The organism is Azovibrio restrictus DSM 23866 (genome assembly GCF_000429665.1).
In the GTDB taxonomy this organism is placed as follows: Bacteria; Pseudomonadota; Gammaproteobacteria; order Burkholderiales; family Rhodocyclaceae; genus Azovibrio; species Azovibrio restrictus.
Window position 1 is genome coordinate 96,113 of sequence record NZ_AUCH01000005.1, and the last position, 18,616, is coordinate 114,728.

An 18,616-nucleotide genomic window follows, 5' to 3' on the forward strand; every position below is an offset into this window, starting at 1 on the left:
TTTCGCTTTCAGTGAATGTTCAAATCGTTGTCTGGTCGGGTTCAGCCGTCCCGGTCCAGTTGCCGGCCTATGCCTTCCAGCAGGCTGCACAGGGGGGCGAGGCGGACTTCCGGGTCGGCCAGCATGCGGCTGAGGGCGTAGGACACCTCGGCATACATGCGGTGGCTGCTCCAGGCTCCCTGTTCCTGGCTCAGGTCGAGCATCAGTGAGGGCGGGGTGGGGGTGCCCAGCATGGCCCCGGTGAAGCCGTCGGGCATGCGCCCCAGGCTCACCACCAGCCGCGCCGGGCCGCCGGCGGGGCTGTGGATGAAATAGCTGCAGTTCCAGGGTTCCTGGCGACTGCGGGCCGGGAACAGGCTGGCGAGGATGTTCAGCCACAGGCTGGCGAGCAGGGCCTGTTCGCCCTTCTGCTGGCCCAGGGGCAGTCCGATCAGCTGGTTGGTGGCGCGGTTGTCGAAGTGGCGCAGGTGGGCCTGGTAGAAGGCCATGTTGAGGAGGGCCTGGTGCAGGGTGGTGCCAGGCAGGTCCCCGGCCAGAAAGCCCTGCACCTGGGCGCAGCTCCAGCTGTCCAGGAAACGTTCCACCACGTTGCGGGCCAGCTGCAGGTCATCGCTGGCCGAGGCCTCGTAGGAGCGCAGGGTGGTTTCCAGGAACTGGCGGCAGGAGAGGGCCTCCACCGAGTTTTCCACGGCATTGATGACCTGTTCCCGCAGGCCGTCGAAAAACACCTCGTAGGCGATGGGGGAGAGGGGCAGGTCGGCTTCCAGGGCCTCCCGGGGCAGGATGGCGGCCGCCACCAGCGGGTACTTGCGCCCGGCCTGGTCGCGGCTGGGCATGGCCACGCCGATGGCCGTGTAGCGCCGGTCCCGGGTGGTGTAGAGAAAGTTGGCCGGACTGGCTGGCTGCTCATCCAGGGGCGTGGCCCGCTCGTAGGATTGCTGGATCAGCTGGTCCAGCTCCAGGGCGGCCGGGTGGTTGGCGTTGACGCGCACGAAATCGGCACGGTTCTGCAGCTTGCCGAACAGGGTGTGGGTGGCTGCTGCTTGAGCTTCTGCCCGATTGAAGGGTAATAGCATGCAGGGGTCTCAGTGGGTGACTTTGTCTGGCAGGCCCAGCCGTCGCAGTTCGGACAGGGAAAGGGGGTTGGCGCCGCTGACGAGCCGGAAGTTGAAACGGATGGCCTCGGCTTCCACGCCGTCGGGACGCTTCATGCGCCACTCCAGCTGCTTGCTGCCGTTGCCGCCCTCGCTCACCCGGGCCTGGGCCAGGAGCCGCATGAAGCCGAGCCGGCCGCCGTGGTTGGCCACCACCACCGGGGCGCCGTTCAGGTGGATGGCCTGGATGCGGGCGCCCTGGGGCAGGTTGCCGCCGCCCCCGGGCCAGGAGAACACGGTCCACAGCTGGGGCCCGTTGCGGTAGCGCAGGGCCTGGCCGTCCAGCTCGATCATGATTTCGCTGAGGCCGGGGGTGGGCACCGGCTGCAGTTCGAAGCGGGTGTTGTCGCCCTCCTGGAGCACCGTCCTGCCGGCCGCACTGAGCCGGGAGACGCCTGACAGGAAAGCGGGGCTGAAGCCGACGCCCATGTTGGCCCAGGTACGCGGCGTCAGCTGGTCGCCACGCCGGACCACCAGGCCCGCCAGCTGCTTGTCCACGAAGGCCGACAGGGTGCCATCCCCGGGCTTGAGGAACTTGGCGATTTCCGCCATGGAGGCCTCGTTGGCGGTGTCGGCAAAGGGGTACTTGCTGGCCAGGGCCTGCCAGGCGGGCAGGACGTCGGTACGCCAGGCCTGGTTGATGTCCTGTTCCACCGGGGGAATCAGGGTGGCGTAGGCCTGGATCAGGGGCCGCAGCAGCAGGGGGCGCAGGGCTGCGGTGGCGTCGCTGTTGTGGCCGCTCAGCAGGGGGCCGTCCACCAGGGCCAGGGCCTCGGCGAATTCGGAACCGCTGCCGCTCAGGGTGGCCTGCATCAGCTGGCGGGCCTGGGGGCCGGGGTCCGGATTGGCGGCCAGCAGGGCCAGCTTGGTCTTGAGCTTGCCCAGGGCCTCCAGATAGGCGGCCAGGGGCGGACGCCCGCCTTCGCCGGGGTTGGTGAGGGCGGCGAGCAGGGCGAACTGGGCTCCCAGCTCACCCAGCTGCTGGCTGGCCGGCGGTGTGCCCGGCGGTGTGCTGGTGCCGAGCACCAGTTTTTCCGTACGTTCCAGGACGGAGTTCTTGGCGTTTTCCAGGGTCTTGGAGAGCTGGGAGGGATTGTCCCAGGAGGTTTCGTAGGCGGCCTTGGTCAGGAGCGCCCGCAGGGAGGAGTTCTGCAGGTCCGCCAGGCGGCCCAGGGACTGGGCGGCATGATCCATGTTGCCGAACTCCTGGATCACGATGCCCTGCAGGAACTTCTGCCATTCCCGGGCGTACTCGGCCTTGTAGAGCTGTTCCAGTTCTTCCCGGTTGCGCTCCACGTTGCCGCCCTGGCTCAGGTTGTCCAGGGAGGAGGTGGCCAGCACCCAGTCGTCCCCCTTCACCTCGCCCTTGCTGGCATCCAGGAAGGCTTCGCGCAGGTATTTTTCCCAGGCTTCCCGGGTGAAGGCACCGGGCAGGCTGCTGCTGCCGGCGATCAGGTTCAGGTCGCGGCTGTTGAGCATGCGGCCCACGGTCATGGGGGCGAACTGGGTGTTGGCCCGGACCTTGAGCTCGTTGTACACCCGTTCCACGGCGGAGAGGCGCTGGAAGGCGGCGCGCAGGGTTTCCCGGCTCTGGCCCACCAGGTCTTCCCGGTTTTCGATCAGGGGCAGGTCTTCTTCCGCCAGCTGGGAGACGTAGAAGGCCACCACCCGTTCCGCCAGGCGGTTGACCTCGTCCGGCTGGCCCCGGCCCTTGTGCTGTTCCAGCCAGGGACGCCAGTACTTGGGCAGCTGGTCGGCCAGGTGGGGCATGTCCATGCGCTCCTGGTGCTTCAGCATCAGGTAGGTCTTGAGGGCGTTATAGCCTTCTTCCAGGTGCTGCTGACTATCCTTGGCCGCTGTCGGCTTGGGGGCCATGACCGGCGGGGTCGGGTTGGCCGCACCGGCAGGTGTGGCGGTCCTGAGCACGAAGGCCTGGGTGCCGGGGGTATAGGCGGCCTTGAAGAAGCCGCCCTGGAACTGTTGCGGGCGATGCAGGATGGGGATGTAGGGCAGGCCGCCTCCCGAGGGCGCCTTGGGGGCCGCCTTGGGGGGGGCTGGGGGGGCTTCCGGTTTGGCGGCGGGCGGGGGCGGCGGAGGCGCCTTGCCCAGGCTGCCCAGCCGCTCTTCCAGGGCGGCCTTGACCGGCATCAGCATCACCGCGCGGACCCCGGTGAAATACTCCCGGCGCAGGGTTCGTTCCAGTTCCTCTCCCTGGTAGAGGCCCATGCCGAGTTTGAAGGGATGTCCTTCCTTGCGGTACTGGTAGAGCTGTTCCAGGCGCAGCTGCAGGACCTGCAGCCCCTTCAGGCGGTCCACCAGTTCGCCGCTTTCGTTCAGCTTGCGGGCCACCAGCAGTTCCTCCTGGGCGCTGCTGACGAGCTTCTGGTTGCCCACGTAGGACCAGGTGAGCATGCCGCTCAGCAGGGCCAGGGAGCTGAGTCCCGCCACCATCCCGGCGAACCGCCAGCGGCCGCTGCTGGAGCGGGTCTGGCGGGTGATCAGGTGGTGGTCGGGGAAGATCACTTCCCGGAACAGGTCGCGCAGGAAGAAGCTGTTGGAAACCGGAGGGCGGGCGGCGTTGAAGCCGGGCCGGGCCAGACTGAAGATCTTCGAGATGCGGTTGCTGGCTGCCTGCTGGGGCTCACCTTCCTGCAGGGCGCTGGTGAAGTAGAAGCCGCGCAGCAGGGGCTTGCTGTGGAAGGGGTCCTCCTGGAACAGGATGTCTACGAACTTGCAGATGGGTTCGCGCAGGGCGTGGAATTCGATGGGGAAGGCGAACAGGGCGGGGCGGTTGATGTTGCCCCGGTTGTGGGCCAGCTTGTCGAAGCCCATCTGCACCAGGCCCCGGTGCAGGGCGTCGAACTGCTGGCCGACGACCCGGGCCGCATCGAAGGCGGCACCCTGGTCGTGGGAGAGGGTGGCGCCCCAGACTCCCTGGCGCTCTTCTTCGGAAAAGTCCTCGAAGAACTGGGCGAAGCCGCCCAGCAGGTCCATCTTGGTGAATACCAGATAGATGGGCACCTTGATGCCGAAAGCGTCGTCGATCTCGTTGATCCGTTCCCGCACCTGCCGGGCGTACAGGGAAAACTGCTCGCCCTGGTGCTGGATCAGTTCGGGAAAGCTGAGGGCCACGATGATGCCGTTGCTGGGGGCCTTGGAGCGGTATTTCTTCAGGAGCTTGAGGAATTCCAGCCATTCGCCCCGGTCCTCCCGCTGGGTGGAGTAGCGCCCTGCCGTATCCAGCAACACCCCGTCGGTGGTGAAGAACCAGTCACAGTTGCGGGTGCCGCCCACCCCCTGGATGGCCTGCTTGTCGCCAAAGGGGAAATCCAGGCTGGAGTGCTGGATGGCGCTGCTCTTGCCGGCCGCCGAGTGGCCAATGATCATGTACCAGGGCAGTTCGTACAGGGCGGCCTTGCCGCTCACCTTGCCCAGCTTGGAGGTCTTCAGGGTGTCGATGGCCCCCAGCAGGCGCTGGCGCAGCTGGGCCACTTCTCGCCGTTGTTCCGGGTCGGCGCCGATCACCGCCTCATCGGTCTGGCGGCGCAGCACCTTTTCCAGCAGGTTGCCGGCCCGGTCCGAGATCATCTTGCCGATCAGCAGGCTCACCACCCAGACCAGCATCACCACCACGATCCACAGCAGCCGGGATTCCTGGGTGGCGAGGCCCAGCCAGGGACCGATGAACCAGATCAGGGCGATCAGGATCAGGAACCCCAGGGACGAGGCCAGCTTCTTGTTACGCAACAACTTCCACATCAACTTCTTCCTCAGGCATGGGTGTTCGGCCGCTCGGGCTCAGCGGACCAGGCGTTGCTTGTCGATCAGGGGACCGCTGCGCTCCAGGTGACCGTAGTCCTTGAACCACCAGCGGCCGCCCCAGGTCAGTCCGGCCTTCTCGGCCTCCTCGCCCAGGGCCAGGTAGGCTTCCATGGCCCAGGGGTCCCGCTCGCTGATGATCAGCTTGCCGCCCTGTACCGGCGCCAGATCCACGGCCAGGCCGAACTGGTGCTTGCTCTGGAAGGCCCGGGCACTGGTGACGTGGCTGCCCAGATCGGCCAGCTTTTCCTGGCGCTCGGGACTTCGGTAGCCTTCCAGCAGGGCGAAGGGATAGCCGCGCCCTTCCAGGCGGGCCAGGACGAGCAGGATCTGCTGCATGAAATCAGGATTAAGCTTGTTCCAGTCCCGATCCGCACTTTCCAGGGCGGGGCGCTCGCTGCTGATGAACATCAGGGGCGGCAGGGGCGGCGGCGGCACCAGGCGTTCCGGGTTCAGGGCGGCCTGGATGTGAGCCTGCCGTTCGGACTCGAACACCATCAAGGGGTCCGGGGAGACCTGGTCGGCCAGGAGCAGGATGCTGCCCACGCTCACGACGCCGGTCAGCAGACCCAGACCCAGTTGCCGGCCCAGGGTGGCGCCGGGTCGCCACTGGGGCAGTTGCATGGAGGGCAAGCGGCCGGCCAGGCGGGTATGCCAGGGTTCGGCGGCGGGGCTGCTTGGCGCGGCGCGTTGGGGCGAGACGAAAAAGCGCCAGCCCACCCAGCTGAGCAGGAACAGCAGGGCGCTGATGGCAGCGATGAGGGTGAACAGGCCGGTGGCCGTCATGGCCGGAGGGGCTCCGGGCGGTCTCCGGCGGGGGGCTGCCCCTGGCTTGCCGGCGGCAGGGGGGCGGGGCACGGAGGTTTACTCCGGAGGGCGCGCAAAGGGAGTGCCGGGGCAAGCATAGGGGGTGGACTCTGACGATTCTGAGAAACGACGGGAACATACAGCAGCCCTTATGGCATAGTCAATTTGACTAAAGTAATAGCGCTTCAGAGGCTTAACAAATGGCTTTTCAAAAAATGCATATCCATGTAACTTTATGGCGACAGGCTGGCCCCGGGTGGTTGCCGCCTGCATTTTTTTTCAAGGTAACGCATCCATGCAGCGCACAGTGATCGGGCGGGGACGGTGGCCCCGCTTTCGGCTTGTCGATTCCCGGCTGATCCTCGTTCCGGCGGTTCTTTCGCTGATGACCTCGGCCTGTTCAGTTTCCCCCAATGGCTACGCCTACAACGTCCGCACCGAAGGGGCGCCGGTGTTGAACCGGGATGACAAGGGGAAATCCCTTTCCGTGGTGGTGCGCATCTATCAGCTGCGGGATGCCAGCGAGTTTTCCCGGCTGACCTATGACCTGCTGGCCCAGGGGCGTCCCGAGGCCCAGCTGCTGGGGCCGGCCCTGATCGACAAGACCGACGTGGTGGTGGTGCCGGGTTCGGCCTACGTGAGTCCCGGGCAGCTGCATAACGAGACCCGCTACGTGGGGGTCGTGGGCTTCTTCCGCAATCCCGATCCCTTCTACTGGCGGCAGCTGGTGCCGGCTGAGGCGGTGCGCAGCAAGGGGCTGATCATCCGCGCCAGCGACTGTTTCCTGACCCTGGGTGAGGTGGAGCCCCTGGCCCTGCCTGGCTGGAGTCCCAACCTGCAACCCCAGTGCGGCGGCAGCTATGCCAGCACCACTGCTGGCCGCCGGACGGCGCCGCTGGCGGCCCAGCCTGCAGCCCAGCCTGCCCCCCAGAACCCGGGCGGGCTGCAGACCATTCCCATCTACTCCTCTCCCGGAGTGGTTTCCACCTCGCCTGGTTACCAGGCCCCCGCCCAGGGGCATCCGGCCGCGCAGCCGGCCGCGGGTTACCCGCAGAACCAGGGCTATCAACCGGCTCAGGGCTATCAGCAGGCGCCAAATCAAGGGTATCAGGCCGCTCAGCCAGTCCAGGGCTACCAGGCCGCGCAACCCGCCCAGGGTTACCAGGCAGCCCAGCCGGCACCGGGTTATCAGGCGGCCCAGCCTCAGGGCTACCAGGCGGCGCCGGCGGCTGCGCCCCAGGGTCAGTCCCAGGGTTCCAGCTGGTGGCCCCAGGGCATGCCGACGGTGAACATCAACGCCAACACGCCCATAGCGCCGGCCCAGGTCCAGATCGGCGCCGGCGGGGTGGGGGCGGTGAACGTGGGGGCCCAGCCGCAGCCGCAGCCCTATTACGGTCAGCCGGCCCAACCCTACTATGGCCAGCAGGCCCAGCCTGTTTATGGGCAGCAGCCCGGGTATTACCCGGCCCAGCAGCAGCCCTACTACGGCCAGCCCCAGTACCAGAACAACAGCCAACCCGTCTATTACGGTCCCCAATAGGATTCCCATGCCCGGTTTCAATCGCATACTCTGGGGCGAGGGGCTGTTCCTGCGCCCCCAGCATTTCCAGCAACAGGACCTGTTTTTTGAAACCAGCCTGGCCCAGGCCATGCGCCTGTCCCGGGCTCATCCCTGGGGGGTGCGGCGGGTGCTCCTGGATGTGGATGCCCTGCGGGGCGGCATTGCCCAGCTCGACGATCTGGAGGCGGTGTTTCAGGACGGCACCCAGATTAACGCGCCGGCGTCCATGCCCCTGCCCCTGGCCCGCAACCTGGCGGATATCCCGCAGCTGGGGACGGAAACGGTGCTCTATGCCTGCCTGCCCCTGCTCAATCCCTTTGGCGGCAACAGCGGCGAGCCCGGGGGGCAGATGACCCGGCTGCCCCGTTACACCATCAGCCGGGGTGCGGCGGTGGATCTGTATACCGAGGCCCTGGAGTCGGAGCTGACCTTCCTGCATCCCCATGTGCGCCTGATGGTGGCGGAGGAGAACCGGGACGGGCACCTCAGCCTGGCGGTGGGGCGCATCGTCAAGAATGCCCTGGGTGACTGGGAGCTGGACGAGGACTACATCCCGCCCCTGGTGGAAGTGGGGGGCAGCCCCTGGCTGGCCATTGCCATGCGCCGCCTGCTGGACATCCTGCTGGTGAAGAGCCACGCCCTGACCGCCAGCCACCGGGAGCGGGTCAAGAGCGTGGTGGAATACGGCACTTCGGATATCGCTTCCTTCTGGCTGCTGCACACCATCAACCGGGCGTTCCCCCTGCTCAACCACTATGCCAGCGTCGCCACCCATCCGGAGGCCCTGTACCAGCTGTTTGCCCAGCTCTGCGGCGAGCTGATGACCTTCTCCTCCGAGCGCACCCTGGGGGACATCCCCGCTTACCAGCACGAGCACCTGACCCAGGTTTTCTCCCGCCTGGACGAGCTGATCCGGGAGCTCCTGGAAACCGTGATTTCCAGCCGCTACGCGCTGATTCCCCTGGTCAATACCAAGCCTTCCTTCCATGTGGGGCGGCTGGACAGCGAGCGGCTGGTGGAGAACGTGGACTACTACCTGTCCGTCTCCTCCGAAATGCCTACCACCCAGATCCTCGAGATGGTGCCCCTCAAGTTCAAGGCAGGCTCCCCCGACGACGTGGAGAAGATCCTCAACTCCGCCCTGCCCGGGGTGCAGCTGGCCCATGCGCCCCAGACCCCGGCGGCCCTGCCGGTCCGGGTCGGCAACCACTACTTCATTCTCGAACCCCAGGGGGCCATTTTCGAGCGCATGTGCAAGGCCCGCAGCATCTGCATCTATGTGCCCCAGAGCTTGAGCAGCCTCAAGCTGGAACTGTTCGCCGTCTTCCGCTGACCAGGAACGAACCATGAGCACCGCCGTCATTTCCCCTCCCGTCGAGAAGCCCCAGGCCGTCCTGGTCGAGCAGGGATTCAGCCGCAGCCTCCAGGAACTCCTGGAGGACTGCATCTACCTGCTCTTCATGCTGCGCAACGGCAACTCCCCGGGGGCTCCGGCGGACTTCGGGCCCCGGGTGGACCAGGCCCTGGCCCAGTTCGAAACCCAGGCCCGCAACCTGGGCAAGGCCAGTGCCGCCATCGAGGAAGCCAAGTACGCCTTCTGCGCCCTGATGGACGAGATCGTGCTGGCCTCGGAGTTCGAAATCCGTGAACAATGGGAGCGGGCCCCCCTGCAGCTGCGCCTGTTCGGCGAGCACCTGGCGGGGGAGCGCTTCTTCGACAAGCTGGACCTGCTGCGCCTGGACCCGGTAGCGAACCTGGAGGTGCTGGAGGTGTATTACACCTGCCTGCTGCTCGGCTTCCAGGGCAAGTACCTGCTGGAAGGCAGCGAAAAGCTCAACTACCTGATCACCCGCATCGGCCAGGAAATCACCCATGCCCGGGGCAAGAGCGAGTTCGCGCCCCACTGGCGGCTGCCCCAGCGCTTCCAGCAATATGTCCGCGACGACCTGCCCCTGTGGCTGTACTTCGCCCTGCTGGCTCTGGTGGTGACGGTGCTGTTCTTCGTCTACCTGTGGCTGCTGCAGGGGGAGACCGACACCCTGAAGGAATTCCAGGCCCGCCCCGCCCTGTCGGAGCCCCTGGCACCGGGGGCCGCCGAGCCGCCCCGCACCCGCATCTAGGCCGCCTTTTTCCATGCGTTCCGAACACCAGCGCCTGCTGGTCCGGCCTTCCGTGCTGGACCGCCTGCTCGACGACCAGCCGCGGATTCCCACGGACACCACCCAGCAGCTGGCCGCCGACCTGGGGCGCCTCAAGCACGCGGTGGCCCGGGATCTGGAGGCCCTGCTCAATTCCCGTTGCGTGGATGTGGACGAGCTGATCGACGAATACCCCGAGGTCCTGGATTCGGTCCTGGATTTCGGCATTACCGACCTCTCCAGCCTCAGCCTCCTGGACCCGGGCGACCGGGATTTCCTGCGCGACAAGATCCGCATCGCCATCGAGCGTCATGAACCCCGTCTCGAAGGGGTGAAGGTCAGCCTGGAGGCGCCCAGCGGCATCGAGCGCATGCTCAAGTTCCGGGTCGACGCCATCCTGCGCATCCTGCCTTCCCGGCCCCCGGTGAGCTTCAATGCCACCTTGCAGCCCTCCTCCAATTCCTGCCAGATCCGGGAAACCTGAATGCTCAAAGAACTGCTGCCCTACTACGAGCGGGAGCTGACCTACCTGCGGGAACTGTCCGGAGAATTCGCCCAGCGCTATCCCAAGATCGCCCGGCGCCTGCTGCTGGACGGCAATCAGAGCGAAGATCCCCACGTGGAGCGGATGATCGAGGGCTTCGCCTTTCTGGCGGCGCGCATCCACCGCAAGCTGGATGACGAGTTTCCGGAAATCACCGAGGCCTTCCTGCAGGTCCTCTATCCCCATTACACCCAGCCCTTCCCCTCCTGCACCATCCTGCAGCTGGAAGTGGACCCGGGCAGTTCGGAAATCAGCCAGAAGGCCGTGGTGCCCCGCCACCACCCGGTGCTTTCTCCGCCGGTGGGCGGCGTCACCTGCCAGTTCCGCACCTGCTATCCCACTGAGCTCTGGCCCCTGACCCTGAACCAGGTGCGCCTGCAGGTGAACCAGGGCTCCGACTACCTGCAACGGCTCTGCCCCCAGGCGGCGGCCACCATCAGCCTGGATTTCCGCCTGCACGGCCAGCAGCAGTTCAAGAAGCTGGGCCTGGATCGCCTGCGTTTCTTCCTGGACGGGGACCCGGGTCTGATGGCCCTGCTCTACGAACTGCTGCTCATGAACACCCTGCAGCTGCGGGTCAGCGACGGCAGCGACGATCCCCGGCACACGGCCCTGCTGCCCGCCAGCTGCATTGCACCGGTGGGTTTTGCTGCCGACGAGGGACTGATCGATTACGACAAGCGCTCCTTCATGGGCTACCGGCTGCTCACCGAGTATTTCGCCTTTCCCGAGAAATTCCTGTTCGTGGACTTCACGGGCCTGGACCATCCGGCTCTGCAGCACGAGGGCGACAGCCTGCGCATCCAGATCTTCCTGAGTAATTTCGGGGACGGCGAACGCCATACCCGTCTGGCCCAGACCCTGGGAGCCGCCAACTTCAAGCTCGGCTGCACCCCGGCCATCAACCTCTTCAAGCAGGCTGCCGATCCCATCCGCATCAGCCACCAGCGCACCACCTACCCGGTCTCGGCCGATGGCCGCCGGCCCCGGGCCTACGAGATCATCAGCATCGATTCGGTGGCCTACGTGGAAAAGGACGGCAGCCACGAAAGCGCCCGGCGGGTGCCGCCCTTCTACGCCATCGAGCACGGTGTCGCCGGGGAGGAGCAGCGCTTCTACTGGTACGCCACCCGGGAGGCGGCGGTGCTCGAGGAAGACAAGGGTACCGATCTGGAAATCGCTTTTGTGGACAGCCATTTCACCCCCCACAGGCCGGAGCTGGAAGTGCTTTCCCTGGACCTGACCTGCAGCAACAGGGACCTGCCGGAACAGCTCCAGTTCGGCGGCAGCAGCGGCGGCACCCAGGCGGATTTCACTCTGCCCCAGTTCGCCCTGGTGAAGCGGGTCCGCCTGCTGCGCAAGCCCACCGCAACCCTGCGCCCCCCGGCCAAGGCCAGCCTGCACTGGCGCCTGATTTCCCACCTCTCCCTGAACCACCTGTCCATCGTGGAACAGGGGCGGGCGGCGCTGCAGGAACTGCTCAGCCTCTACAACCACACCCAGTCCTCGATGATTTCCCGGCAGATCCAGGGCATCGTCACCATCGAAAGCCGGCCCGCCACCACCCGGGTGCATAGCCGCCACTTCTCGGGCTTCGTGCGGGGCGTGGATATCACCCTCACCCTGGACGAAAACGCCTTCGTGGGCAGCGGCATGGTCATCTTCGGCGCCGTGCTGGAGCGTTTCTTCGCCCTCTACTGCGGCCCCAACAATTTCACCCGACTCAAGCTGCGCAGCCGCCAGCAGGAACAGGACATCGCTCAATGGCCAGCCCGAGCCGGCGAAGCCATCGTGATCTGATCCGGGAGCTCGTCGCCGACGGCCCTCGCTTCAAGTTCTTCCAGGCCGTGCGACTGCTGGGCCTGGGGAGGGCGGACGACCAGGAAGGGGAGATTCCGCCGGAGCTGCGTTTCCGTTCCCTGCTCTCCCTGGCCTTTCCGCCCAGCGAGATCACCCGGGTGGAGCGGGAGGTTGCCCGGGCGCCCGGGCTGACCGATACGCCACCCCCCGAGGGCGAGGAGGCGGTGTCCCCTGGCCAGGAGGACGAGCGGCTCTCCATGACCGTGGCCTTCATGGGCATGACCGGTCCCGCCGGGGTGCTGCCCACCGCCTACACGGAACTGCTGCTGGAGCGGCGCAACCAGTACCGGGACCACAGCGCCCACCGCTTCCTGGACATCTTCACCCACCGGGCCGTAAGCCTGTTCTACCAGGCCTGGCGCAAGCACCTGTTCTACCTGCCCTATGAAGCCGGCGGGCCGGACCGGTTCTCGCGCAACATCCTCGACATCGTCGGAGTGGGGCTGCGTCACCTGCAGCAGCGCCTGATCCACGAAGGGCAGGGGATACCCGACCGGTTCCTCATCCACTACGCGGGGCTACTGTCGCAAAAACCCATCTCGGCCGTGAATATCGCTGCCGTGGTCTCCGGCTACTTTGCCGTGCCTGCCAGGCTGGACCAGTACATCGGCCAGTGGATCCATTTTCCCCAGGAGGAACAGACCCGGCTCGGGCACCAGGCCAACAGCCTGGGCAGTTCAGCCTTCGTCGGGGAGCGCCAGTGGGATAGGCAGAACAAGACCCGCATGGAGCTGGGGCCCCTGAGCTATCCGGAATTCCTGCAGTTCATGCCGGGCGAACGGGGACTGGCGGCCCTGCGGGAGCTGCTGCAGTTCTGCCTGGGGCTGACCACCGACTGTGACGTGCGCCTGGTCCTCCGCAAGGAAGAAATTCCCCCTCCCGTCATTGCCCGGGACCAACCCCTGCGCTTGGGCCTCAACTCCTGGCTGGACGCCCCCGTCCGCAGCCGGGACGTGGATGACGTGGAGTTCGTGGTGCTGAGCCACGGGGCGGTCGGCTGAGGCGATTTCCCCCTGGCAGTCGCGGGGTACTGTTCCGGGTCAGCGCCCGGCCCCTTCCTCTGGCTCCTTGGATTCCTCTAGCAGCGGCTCATAGAGACGCAGATGGCTGTCCGTGATGATGTTGTCCCGGGTGTGGATGATGCAGAACACGGAGGTTTCCGGCGCAATGCCAGGAAATGCCCGTATATACTCAGCGCCTTCCTTGTTCGAGGTGATCAAGGTGAACTTGATGCCGGCTATATCCCCATTGGCCCGGTTGAATTCATCCATGCTCATCCCGGGCCGGGCCATGGCGCAGGTCGTTTCGGCCTTGTGTCTCGAGTGCCATGCAAATAAAGCCATGAAGGCGATGATGCCGGTGATGACCGTGGTGATGGCGATGACTATGCCGTTCCTGACACTATGGGTTTTGTTGTCGGCCATTTTTATTCCTCCATTCCCCTGGCCCCTTCTTCTGGCTCCTGGGGCTCCTCTGGCAGCGGCTCACCATAGAGACGCAGATGGCTGTCCGTGATGATGTTGTCCCGGGTGTGGATGACGCAGAACACGGTGGTTTCCGGCGCAATTCCAGGAAATGCCCGTGAATACTCAGTGCCTTCCTTGTTCGAGGAGAACCTGGTGCCGGCTATATCCCCATTGGCCCGGTTGAATTCATCCATGCTCATCCCGGGCCGGGCCATGGCGCAGGTCGTTTCGGCCTCGTGCCTCGAGTGCCATGCAAATAAAGCCATGAAGGCGATGATGCCGGTGATGATGGCAAGGCCGATGCCGTTCTTGATCTTGTTGATTTTCTGCGGGCTCATTTTTTTGTCCTGCGCCGTTTTTTTCCGGCTGAGGTCGAGGCGGCGGGCGCCTCGGGGGTGGCGGGTGTGGCCAGCGCTTCGGGGTGGCAGAGCCAGCGGGCCAGGGGGAGCTGGCGTCGTTGCTCCCGGATGGCCGCCAGGGGAAAGCGGCTGAAGTGCAGGCCGTGCTGGCGCTCGTACTTTCTGAGCTGCCAGAGCTGGGTAATTTCGGCGCCGCACTTGAACATGGTGAAGGTGGCGATGGCTAGCAAGAGCGGCAGCAGCAGAAGCAGTAGGGAAAAACGCCCGAAGCCCAAGGCATCGACTATTGCTGCACCGCCAATCCCAAGGGGGATGAGCAGCTTTTGCCAGGTGCTCACTGGAGGAGGTGGAGCGTGCTTCAGCAGCTGCTGCTTAAGATCCACCCTCTGTTGGAGCCAGGCTTCCGGATTGGCACTCATGGCGAGGCGCCCGTTCCGGACCCCGATCAGGCCCGCCAGCGCCATGCCCACGAGGCTGTACAGGGCCACCCGGACGGCCAGTTCTGCTGCCCCCATGAGGATGGAGAAACAGGCGCCGATGCAGCCCAGGACAATGGAAAGCACGAGCAGGGTGACCCATATGTTCCCGCCCATGGAGCTCAGGGTGCCCTGGCGCGAACGGTATTGTTCCCAGGCCCCGAACATCCCGGCAGCCGCAGCAAAGGCAGTGTAGGCCCAGATTCCCGGCTCGATGCCGTAGGGAGCGAGGGCAGCAAAGGGAATCGTGATGCCCATCCCGAGGTAGGTCAGCGCCATATGCCTGAGCTGAAAGGGGAGCGCTTCATTAGTCCTTGTTTTCATGGATGAACCAGGGGAATTTCAGGCGTGTTGAAGCCCTGTTCTGCGGTTCTTTCAGCGTAGGGAAAGTGTCGCCAGCCGCCCGGCATTCGCGGGGGGTTACTGGAGAGCGGCTTGAAGGTCCTTGGCCGTATCGCTGTTGCTCCAGACGGCCTGAACCAGGATGCCAACGCCAAGCCCCAGCAGGATCACCGGCCAGCCGCTCAGGGCCAGGGCCACCCCTATCCCCTGGGCGGCCGCGAACCCCACTCCTCGGGCGATGCCGATACCGGCCGCCAGGCCGGCAGCATTGCCCAGCTGGTTCTTGGCCGAGTCGGCCACGAAGTTGCGCCCCTTGAAGCCGGCGATGTGGCGCTGGCCCTGGGCATCCACTTCGAACTGGATGTTGTTGTAGGTATCCAGGGCCAGGGTTGGCGCGAAGGTGAGGATGCCGGTGCCGACCTTGCCCGTGGCCCAGCCGAAGCGCCGGCTCATGGAGTCTGTGGCGGCCACGGTGCCGGCCCGGCGCAGGTCCTGGGGCGAGGTGTTGCGCCAGGCGGTGGAATGGGCGGAGCCCTTGGCTCCCGGGCGCCAGTCGGCAGCCGGGCGGATGGGGGTCAGGGTTTGCAGGGGCAGGCCTTTCACCCGCAGGCGCACCCGGGGTCGCCCCTTGCCCTTGTTGGCGTTGTACAGCTCCATGTGGGGGCTGATGCGCACGCTCTGGGCCGTGCCTGCCGCCACCTGGCGGGCGCCCGCCTGCAGGCGGGCCTTGTTCCTGATCTCCTGGGCGAAGACATCGCCCGCCTGGGCCAGGGTGGTGGAATTGCCGAGGATGTTGCCGGGCCCCAGGGCTGCGCCCGTCAGTTCCGAACCCAGGCCCGCGCCGCCCCACTGGCCCAGCAAGTACTCCCCCAGCCAGGAATGCTGCGCCAGCTGTTGCGGCTGCTGCACCTGCAGTTGCCGGATCAACTGCAGGGCCAGGGGATCATCCAGGTCGAATTCCCCGTCCAGGGTTTCCATTCCCGCGTCCCAGCCGGCCGGGCAGCTCTGGGCCGTGCTCGAATGCAGGCGGGACAGGCGGGTTTCCCGCTGGTAAGTGATGAATTCGAAGTTGAGTCTGGTGGCCTGGCGCAGGGCTATCCGCTGGGCTTCGGTGGGCATGGCTGTATTCCGGGGGGATGGTTTTTGATGGCTGGGCTTTTCTTGCGTGGCAAGAATGAGGTGTTTATGTCTTTCGTAGGGTGTGGGCTGGGTGTTGGTGTTGTTGCTAGTGCTTTGTTTATTAATGAATTAAGTGTTTTGCTGGGTATTTGCTATGACTTTGGTAATGCTGGACAGATAAGCATGGACTCCAATAGCATATGCCATTTTTATTGTTCTGGCACTCTGTCCGGGTGCCGGCCTCCCTACCCGTACATATCATCCGGAGTCGTCACATGCTGGAGCAGGAAATCTTCGAGCGGCTGACCCTGCGTCAGGACACGCGCTTGATGAAGGTCTATTTCCCCAAGGAAGACGGCCCGTCGGCGCGCTTGCTCCTGAACCGTTTTGACGGGACGGAAAGCCTGTCGAGCGACTTCACTTACACCCTGGAGCTGATCAGCGACGACGCGCGGGTGGAGCTCAAGGACGTGATGGGCAAGATGGTGACGGTGGAACTGAAGCGAGCCAGCGGTGGGCCCCGGTACTTCAACGGTCACGTCTTCGACTTCAGCCTGCTGCGCACGGACGGGGGACTGGCCTATTACGCGATGACCCTGCGGCCCTGGACGGCGTTCCTGCAGCGGCGGCAGAACAACTACATCTTTCACGAAAAGACGACCCGGCAGGCCCTGGAAAAGATCTTCGGGGACTACGCGGAACAGAAGGCGGAATTCCGGACCGCGGGGGGCAAGACCCACACCTTCCGGGTCCAGTGGGACGAGACGGACTACAACTACCTGCACCGCCGGATGGAAGAAGAAGGGTGGTTCTACTGGTACGAGCACAGCCGTAACAGCCACACCCTGATCATCCACGACGACTCGAGGCTGGCGCCGGACATCGACGACGGCCCCATCGTGCGCTTCCACAACGATAGTACGGTGCTGGAGCACGACTCCATCACCGACTGGTCGCCGGTGCGGCGGGTGGTCTCGGGGAAAGTGTCCCTGTCCAGCTTCGACTTCAAGCAGCCCAAGCCCATGCACGCCAGCACGGAGACCCACAACCGCCAGGGGCAGGTGAAAGACCACGAAATCTACAAATACTCGGGGGCCTTCGGCTTTGTGGACCTGGGGCAGGGCAACCGGCTGGCGACCCGGCAGATGGAAGAAATCGAACTGCTGGGCAAGGAATTCCTGCTGGGCGGCAACTGCCGGCAGCTGCAGCCGGGGCGGTGCTTCGAACTCTCCGGGCACTTCGAACACAACAAGAAAGACGCGGCGGACCGGCGCTTCCTGATCCTGGAAACTCTGCACCACGGAGACAACAACTACCTGCAGGAAGTGGGGGGCGAAGCGGTGTACCACAACCGGGCGACGGTGATCCGCAAGCTGATCCCGTTCCGGGCGGGGGTGGGGCACAACAGCCAGCAACCGAAGATCTACGGCATCCAGAGCGCCATCGTGGTAGGCCCGCCGGGAGAAGAGATCTACAGCGACAAATACGGCCGGGTGAAAGTGCAGTTTCACTGGGACCGGGAAGGAAAATACGACGACAAGAGCTCCTGCTGGGTGCGGGTGGCGAGCACCTGGGCGGGGAGCAACTTCGGCGCCATGAGCGTGCCGCGGATAGGGCAGGAAGTGCTGGTGCAATGGCTGGACGGGAACCCGGACCTACCGATCATCACGGGGCGTGTGTACAACGAAGCGAACATGCCGCCCTGGGAACTGCCGGGCAACCAGACCCAGACGGGGATCCTGAGCCGGTCGAGCAAGGGCGGGGGGTATGAGAACGCCAATGCCCTGCGTTTCGAGGACAAGAAGGGGCAGGAGGAGGTCTGGTTGCATGCGGAGCGCAACCAGCGCATCGAAGTGGAGCATGACGAGTCCACCAGCATCGGCAACAACCGCAGCCAGACCGTAGGTGGGACGCATACAGAAACCATCGGTGGCAACACCACCATCACCACCACAGGGCAGACACCCACAGGGGAGGGTTTGCCGGGAGACATCCTGATCGAATCCAAGCAGGGAAAGATAACCCTGCGTGCTGCAACACAGATCATTTTTGAGGTGGGGGGCAGCACCATCGTCATGAATAGTGACGGCACCATCCTGATCAATGGGCCCACCCATGTGGACATCAATCCCAACGTCAAAGACCCAGAGTAAATAACAAGGAATCAGCCTCATGGAATACCGCATCAACGAAGGCACCCTGGTGCTGCCTGGGCAATGGAGTGACCGGAGCTACAACGCCCTACTGCCCGCCTTGTCTGAGGTGCCAGGATTCAACATCGTCATCAGCCGCGACGAGCTGCCCTATGGCACGGAGTTCGACGATTACATGGCGGTACAGATGAAGAAATTCCGTACCACGCTCAAGGGTTTCGTCCTGGAACATGAGGAAGCCCTTGTGCTGGCCGAACGACCGGCTCGTTTCCTGGAGTTCAGCTGGAAAAACGAGAACACACAGATATTTCAGAGTGTCCTGGTGATCAATGACCAGCCTTGCATCCTGAGTCTGACCAGCACCAGCCCCGGGCGTTATCCGGACGAAGTGCGCGCCCAGGTCAAGGAAGCCTTCCTCGGCTTCACCTTTGCCTGACCCGGCCTCCGATTACACCAACCGATGAGTACCTCCGCCCCCGAACCCTCAAGCCAGGCCAAACTCGATGCATTGGCCCAACGGGAGGGAAATGCCGAAGTCGTCAACGGAATCGCTACCACTGGTCACGTCGCTTCATATGGTTTGCTCGCCTATGGGATAGGCGCCGAGCTTGCCGCAGGGACCGCCGTGAAATGTGTTGCCGGCCGGCTGGTTGCGCCGGTCGCCGGGGCCATGCTTGGAGCGGCATTTGCCACCGCCATCGGCGCTGACGAATGGGTGGCAGACCGTTTGGCTGATTTCGGCATGACGAGAGTTGCCGGACGAGGCCGCCGGCCTGCTCACGTGGATCACGAAGTCTGGCATGCCCGTGCTTTTGGAG

The 18,616-nt window shown here is 64.9% G+C and carries 16 protein-coding genes; 8 read left to right on the forward strand and 8 right to left on the reverse strand.

All coding sequences use genetic code 11. The annotated features are described in order from the left end of the window. Positions 1-41 precede the first annotated feature (41 nt). The 3 genes from tagF to G474_RS22675 are packed head-to-tail and all read right to left on the reverse strand — an operon-like array spanning position 42 to position 5,759. Positions 42-1,076, reverse strand: coding sequence for a type VI secretion system-associated protein TagF (tagF, locus tag G474_RS0106595; protein ID WP_026686282.1), 1,035 nt, complete (start codon positions 1,074-1,076; stop codon positions 42-44). Between the two features lie 9 nt (positions 1,077-1,085). Then, entirely contained in the window at positions 1,086-4,913 is a 3,828-nt protein-coding gene (gene tssM, locus G474_RS0106600; RefSeq protein ID WP_084513614.1) for a type VI secretion system membrane subunit TssM, read from the reverse strand. Positions 4,914-4,952: 39 nt separating this feature from the next. After that, a complete protein-coding gene (locus G474_RS22675) occupies positions 4,953-5,759 on the reverse strand; it encodes a M15 family metallopeptidase (protein ID WP_084513615.1) in 807 nt (268 codons plus the stop codon). Between the two features lie 316 nt (positions 5,760-6,075). Here G474_RS22675 and tssJ point away from each other — a divergent pair, with 316 nt between their 5' ends. From tssJ to tssG, 6 genes are read left to right on the forward strand one after another with little or no spacing between them, the layout of a single operon-like run. Continuing rightward, positions 6,076-7,320 (forward strand): type VI secretion system lipoprotein TssJ, encoded by a 1,245-nt coding sequence (gene tssJ, locus G474_RS21930; protein WP_281171712.1) that lies wholly within the window; start codon positions 6,076-6,078, stop codon positions 7,318-7,320. Between the two features lie 7 nt (positions 7,321-7,327). After that, the gene (gene tssK / locus G474_RS0106620; protein WP_026686285.1) at positions 7,328-8,674 is read left to right on the forward strand and encodes a type VI secretion system baseplate subunit TssK; all 1,347 of its coding nucleotides are present in this window, start codon (positions 7,328-7,330) and stop codon (positions 8,672-8,674) included. Positions 8,675-8,687: 13 nt separating this feature from the next. Next, positions 8,688-9,461, forward strand: a complete 774-nt coding sequence (icmH, locus tag G474_RS19855) for a type IVB secretion system protein IcmH/DotU (RefSeq protein WP_084513617.1) — start codon at positions 8,688-8,690, stop codon at positions 9,459-9,461. A gap of 13 nt (positions 9,462-9,474) precedes the next feature. Continuing rightward, entirely contained in the window at positions 9,475-9,963 is a 489-nt protein-coding gene (gene tssE, locus G474_RS0106630; protein WP_026686286.1) for a type VI secretion system baseplate subunit TssE, read from the forward strand. Then, on the forward strand, positions 9,964-11,823 hold the full coding sequence (tssF, locus tag G474_RS0106635) for a type VI secretion system baseplate subunit TssF (RefSeq protein WP_026686287.1): 1,860 nt from the start codon (positions 9,964-9,966) through the stop codon (positions 11,821-11,823). Next, on the forward strand, positions 11,787-12,884 hold the full coding sequence (gene tssG / locus G474_RS0106640; protein ID WP_026686288.1) for a type VI secretion system baseplate subunit TssG: 1,098 nt from the start codon (positions 11,787-11,789) through the stop codon (positions 12,882-12,884). Before tssF ends, tssG begins: the two co-directional genes overlap by 37 nt. Before the next feature lie 39 nt (positions 12,885-12,923). Here the strand turns inward: tssG and G474_RS0106645 are convergent, their stop codons facing one another. The 4 genes from G474_RS0106645 to G474_RS19860 form a co-directional block, all read right to left on the reverse strand. After that, complete coding sequence (locus tag G474_RS0106645) at positions 12,924-13,307, reverse strand: hypothetical protein (RefSeq protein ID WP_026686289.1); 384 nt, start codon at positions 13,305-13,307, stop codon at positions 12,924-12,926. A gap of 2 nt (positions 13,308-13,309) precedes the next feature. Continuing rightward, entirely contained in the window at positions 13,310-13,687 is a 378-nt protein-coding gene (locus G474_RS0106650; RefSeq protein ID WP_026686290.1) for a hypothetical protein, read from the reverse strand. Beyond that, complete coding sequence (locus tag G474_RS0106655) at positions 13,684-14,463, reverse strand: hypothetical protein (RefSeq protein ID WP_026686291.1); 780 nt, start codon at positions 14,461-14,463, stop codon at positions 13,684-13,686. The genes G474_RS0106650 and G474_RS0106655 overlap by 4 nt, the downstream gene beginning before the upstream one ends. Before the next feature lie 141 nt (positions 14,464-14,604). Then, positions 14,605-15,645: a hypothetical protein gene (locus G474_RS19860; protein WP_043463486.1), complete on the reverse strand. Its 1,041-nt coding sequence runs from the start codon at positions 15,643-15,645 to the stop codon at positions 14,605-14,607. A gap of 275 nt (positions 15,646-15,920) precedes the next feature. Between G474_RS19860 and G474_RS0106665 the strand changes: the two genes are divergently transcribed. After that, positions 15,921-17,798 carry a type VI secretion system Vgr family protein gene (locus G474_RS0106665; protein ID WP_026686292.1) on the forward strand — a complete coding sequence of 626 codons (1,878 nt, stop codon included), beginning with the start codon at positions 15,921-15,923 and terminating at the stop codon, positions 17,796-17,798. Positions 17,799-17,817: 19 nt separating this feature from the next. After that, the gene (locus tag G474_RS0106670) at positions 17,818-18,234 is read left to right on the forward strand and encodes a DUF1795 domain-containing protein (RefSeq protein WP_026686293.1); all 417 of its coding nucleotides are present in this window, start codon (positions 17,818-17,820) and stop codon (positions 18,232-18,234) included. A 135-nt stretch (positions 18,235-18,369) separates the two neighbouring features. Here the strand turns inward: G474_RS0106670 and G474_RS23755 are convergent, their stop codons facing one another. Further along, entirely contained in the window at positions 18,370-18,600 is a 231-nt protein-coding gene (locus G474_RS23755) for a hypothetical protein (protein ID WP_169729504.1), read from the reverse strand. Between the last annotated feature and the right edge of the window lie 16 nt (positions 18,601-18,616).

Bases quoted from the DNA above. Each gene is read 5' to 3' on its own strand.
- tagF (WP_026686282.1), bottom strand. From the start codon at position 1,076: ATGCTATTACCCTTCAATCGGGCAGAAGCTCAAGCAGCAGCCACCCAC.
- tssM (WP_084513614.1), bottom strand. From the start codon at position 4,913: ATGTGGAAGTTGTTGCGTAACAAGAAGCTGGCCTCGTCCCTGGGGTTC.
- G474_RS22675 (WP_084513615.1), bottom strand. From the start codon at position 5,759: ATGACGGCCACCGGCCTGTTCACCCTCATCGCTGCCATCAGCGCCCTG.
- tssJ (WP_281171712.1), top strand. From the start codon at position 6,076: ATGCAGCGCACAGTGATCGGGCGGGGACGGTGGCCCCGCTTTCGGCTT.
- tssK (WP_026686285.1), top strand. From the start codon at position 7,328: ATGCCCGGTTTCAATCGCATACTCTGGGGCGAGGGGCTGTTCCTGCGC.
- icmH (WP_084513617.1), top strand. From the start codon at position 8,688: ATGAGCACCGCCGTCATTTCCCCTCCCGTCGAGAAGCCCCAGGCCGTC.
- tssE (WP_026686286.1), top strand. From the start codon at position 9,475: ATGCGTTCCGAACACCAGCGCCTGCTGGTCCGGCCTTCCGTGCTGGAC.
- tssF (WP_026686287.1), top strand. From the start codon at position 9,964: ATGCTCAAAGAACTGCTGCCCTACTACGAGCGGGAGCTGACCTACCTG.
- tssG (WP_026686288.1), top strand. From the start codon at position 11,787: ATGGCCAGCCCGAGCCGGCGAAGCCATCGTGATCTGATCCGGGAGCTC.
- G474_RS0106645 (WP_026686289.1), bottom strand. From the start codon at position 13,307: ATGGCCGACAACAAAACCCATAGTGTCAGGAACGGCATAGTCATCGCC.
- G474_RS0106650 (WP_026686290.1), bottom strand. From the start codon at position 13,687: ATGAGCCCGCAGAAAATCAACAAGATCAAGAACGGCATCGGCCTTGCC.
- G474_RS0106655 (WP_026686291.1), bottom strand. From the start codon at position 14,463: ATGGCGCTGACCTACCTCGGGATGGGCATCACGATTCCCTTTGCTGCC.
- G474_RS19860 (WP_043463486.1), bottom strand. From the start codon at position 15,645: ATGCCCACCGAAGCCCAGCGGATAGCCCTGCGCCAGGCCACCAGACTC.
- G474_RS0106665 (WP_026686292.1), top strand. From the start codon at position 15,921: ATGCTGGAGCAGGAAATCTTCGAGCGGCTGACCCTGCGTCAGGACACG.
- G474_RS0106670 (WP_026686293.1), top strand. From the start codon at position 17,818: ATGGAATACCGCATCAACGAAGGCACCCTGGTGCTGCCTGGGCAATGG.
- G474_RS23755 (WP_169729504.1), bottom strand. From the start codon at position 18,600: ATGCCAGACTTCGTGATCCACGTGAGCAGGCCGGCGGCCTCGTCCGGC.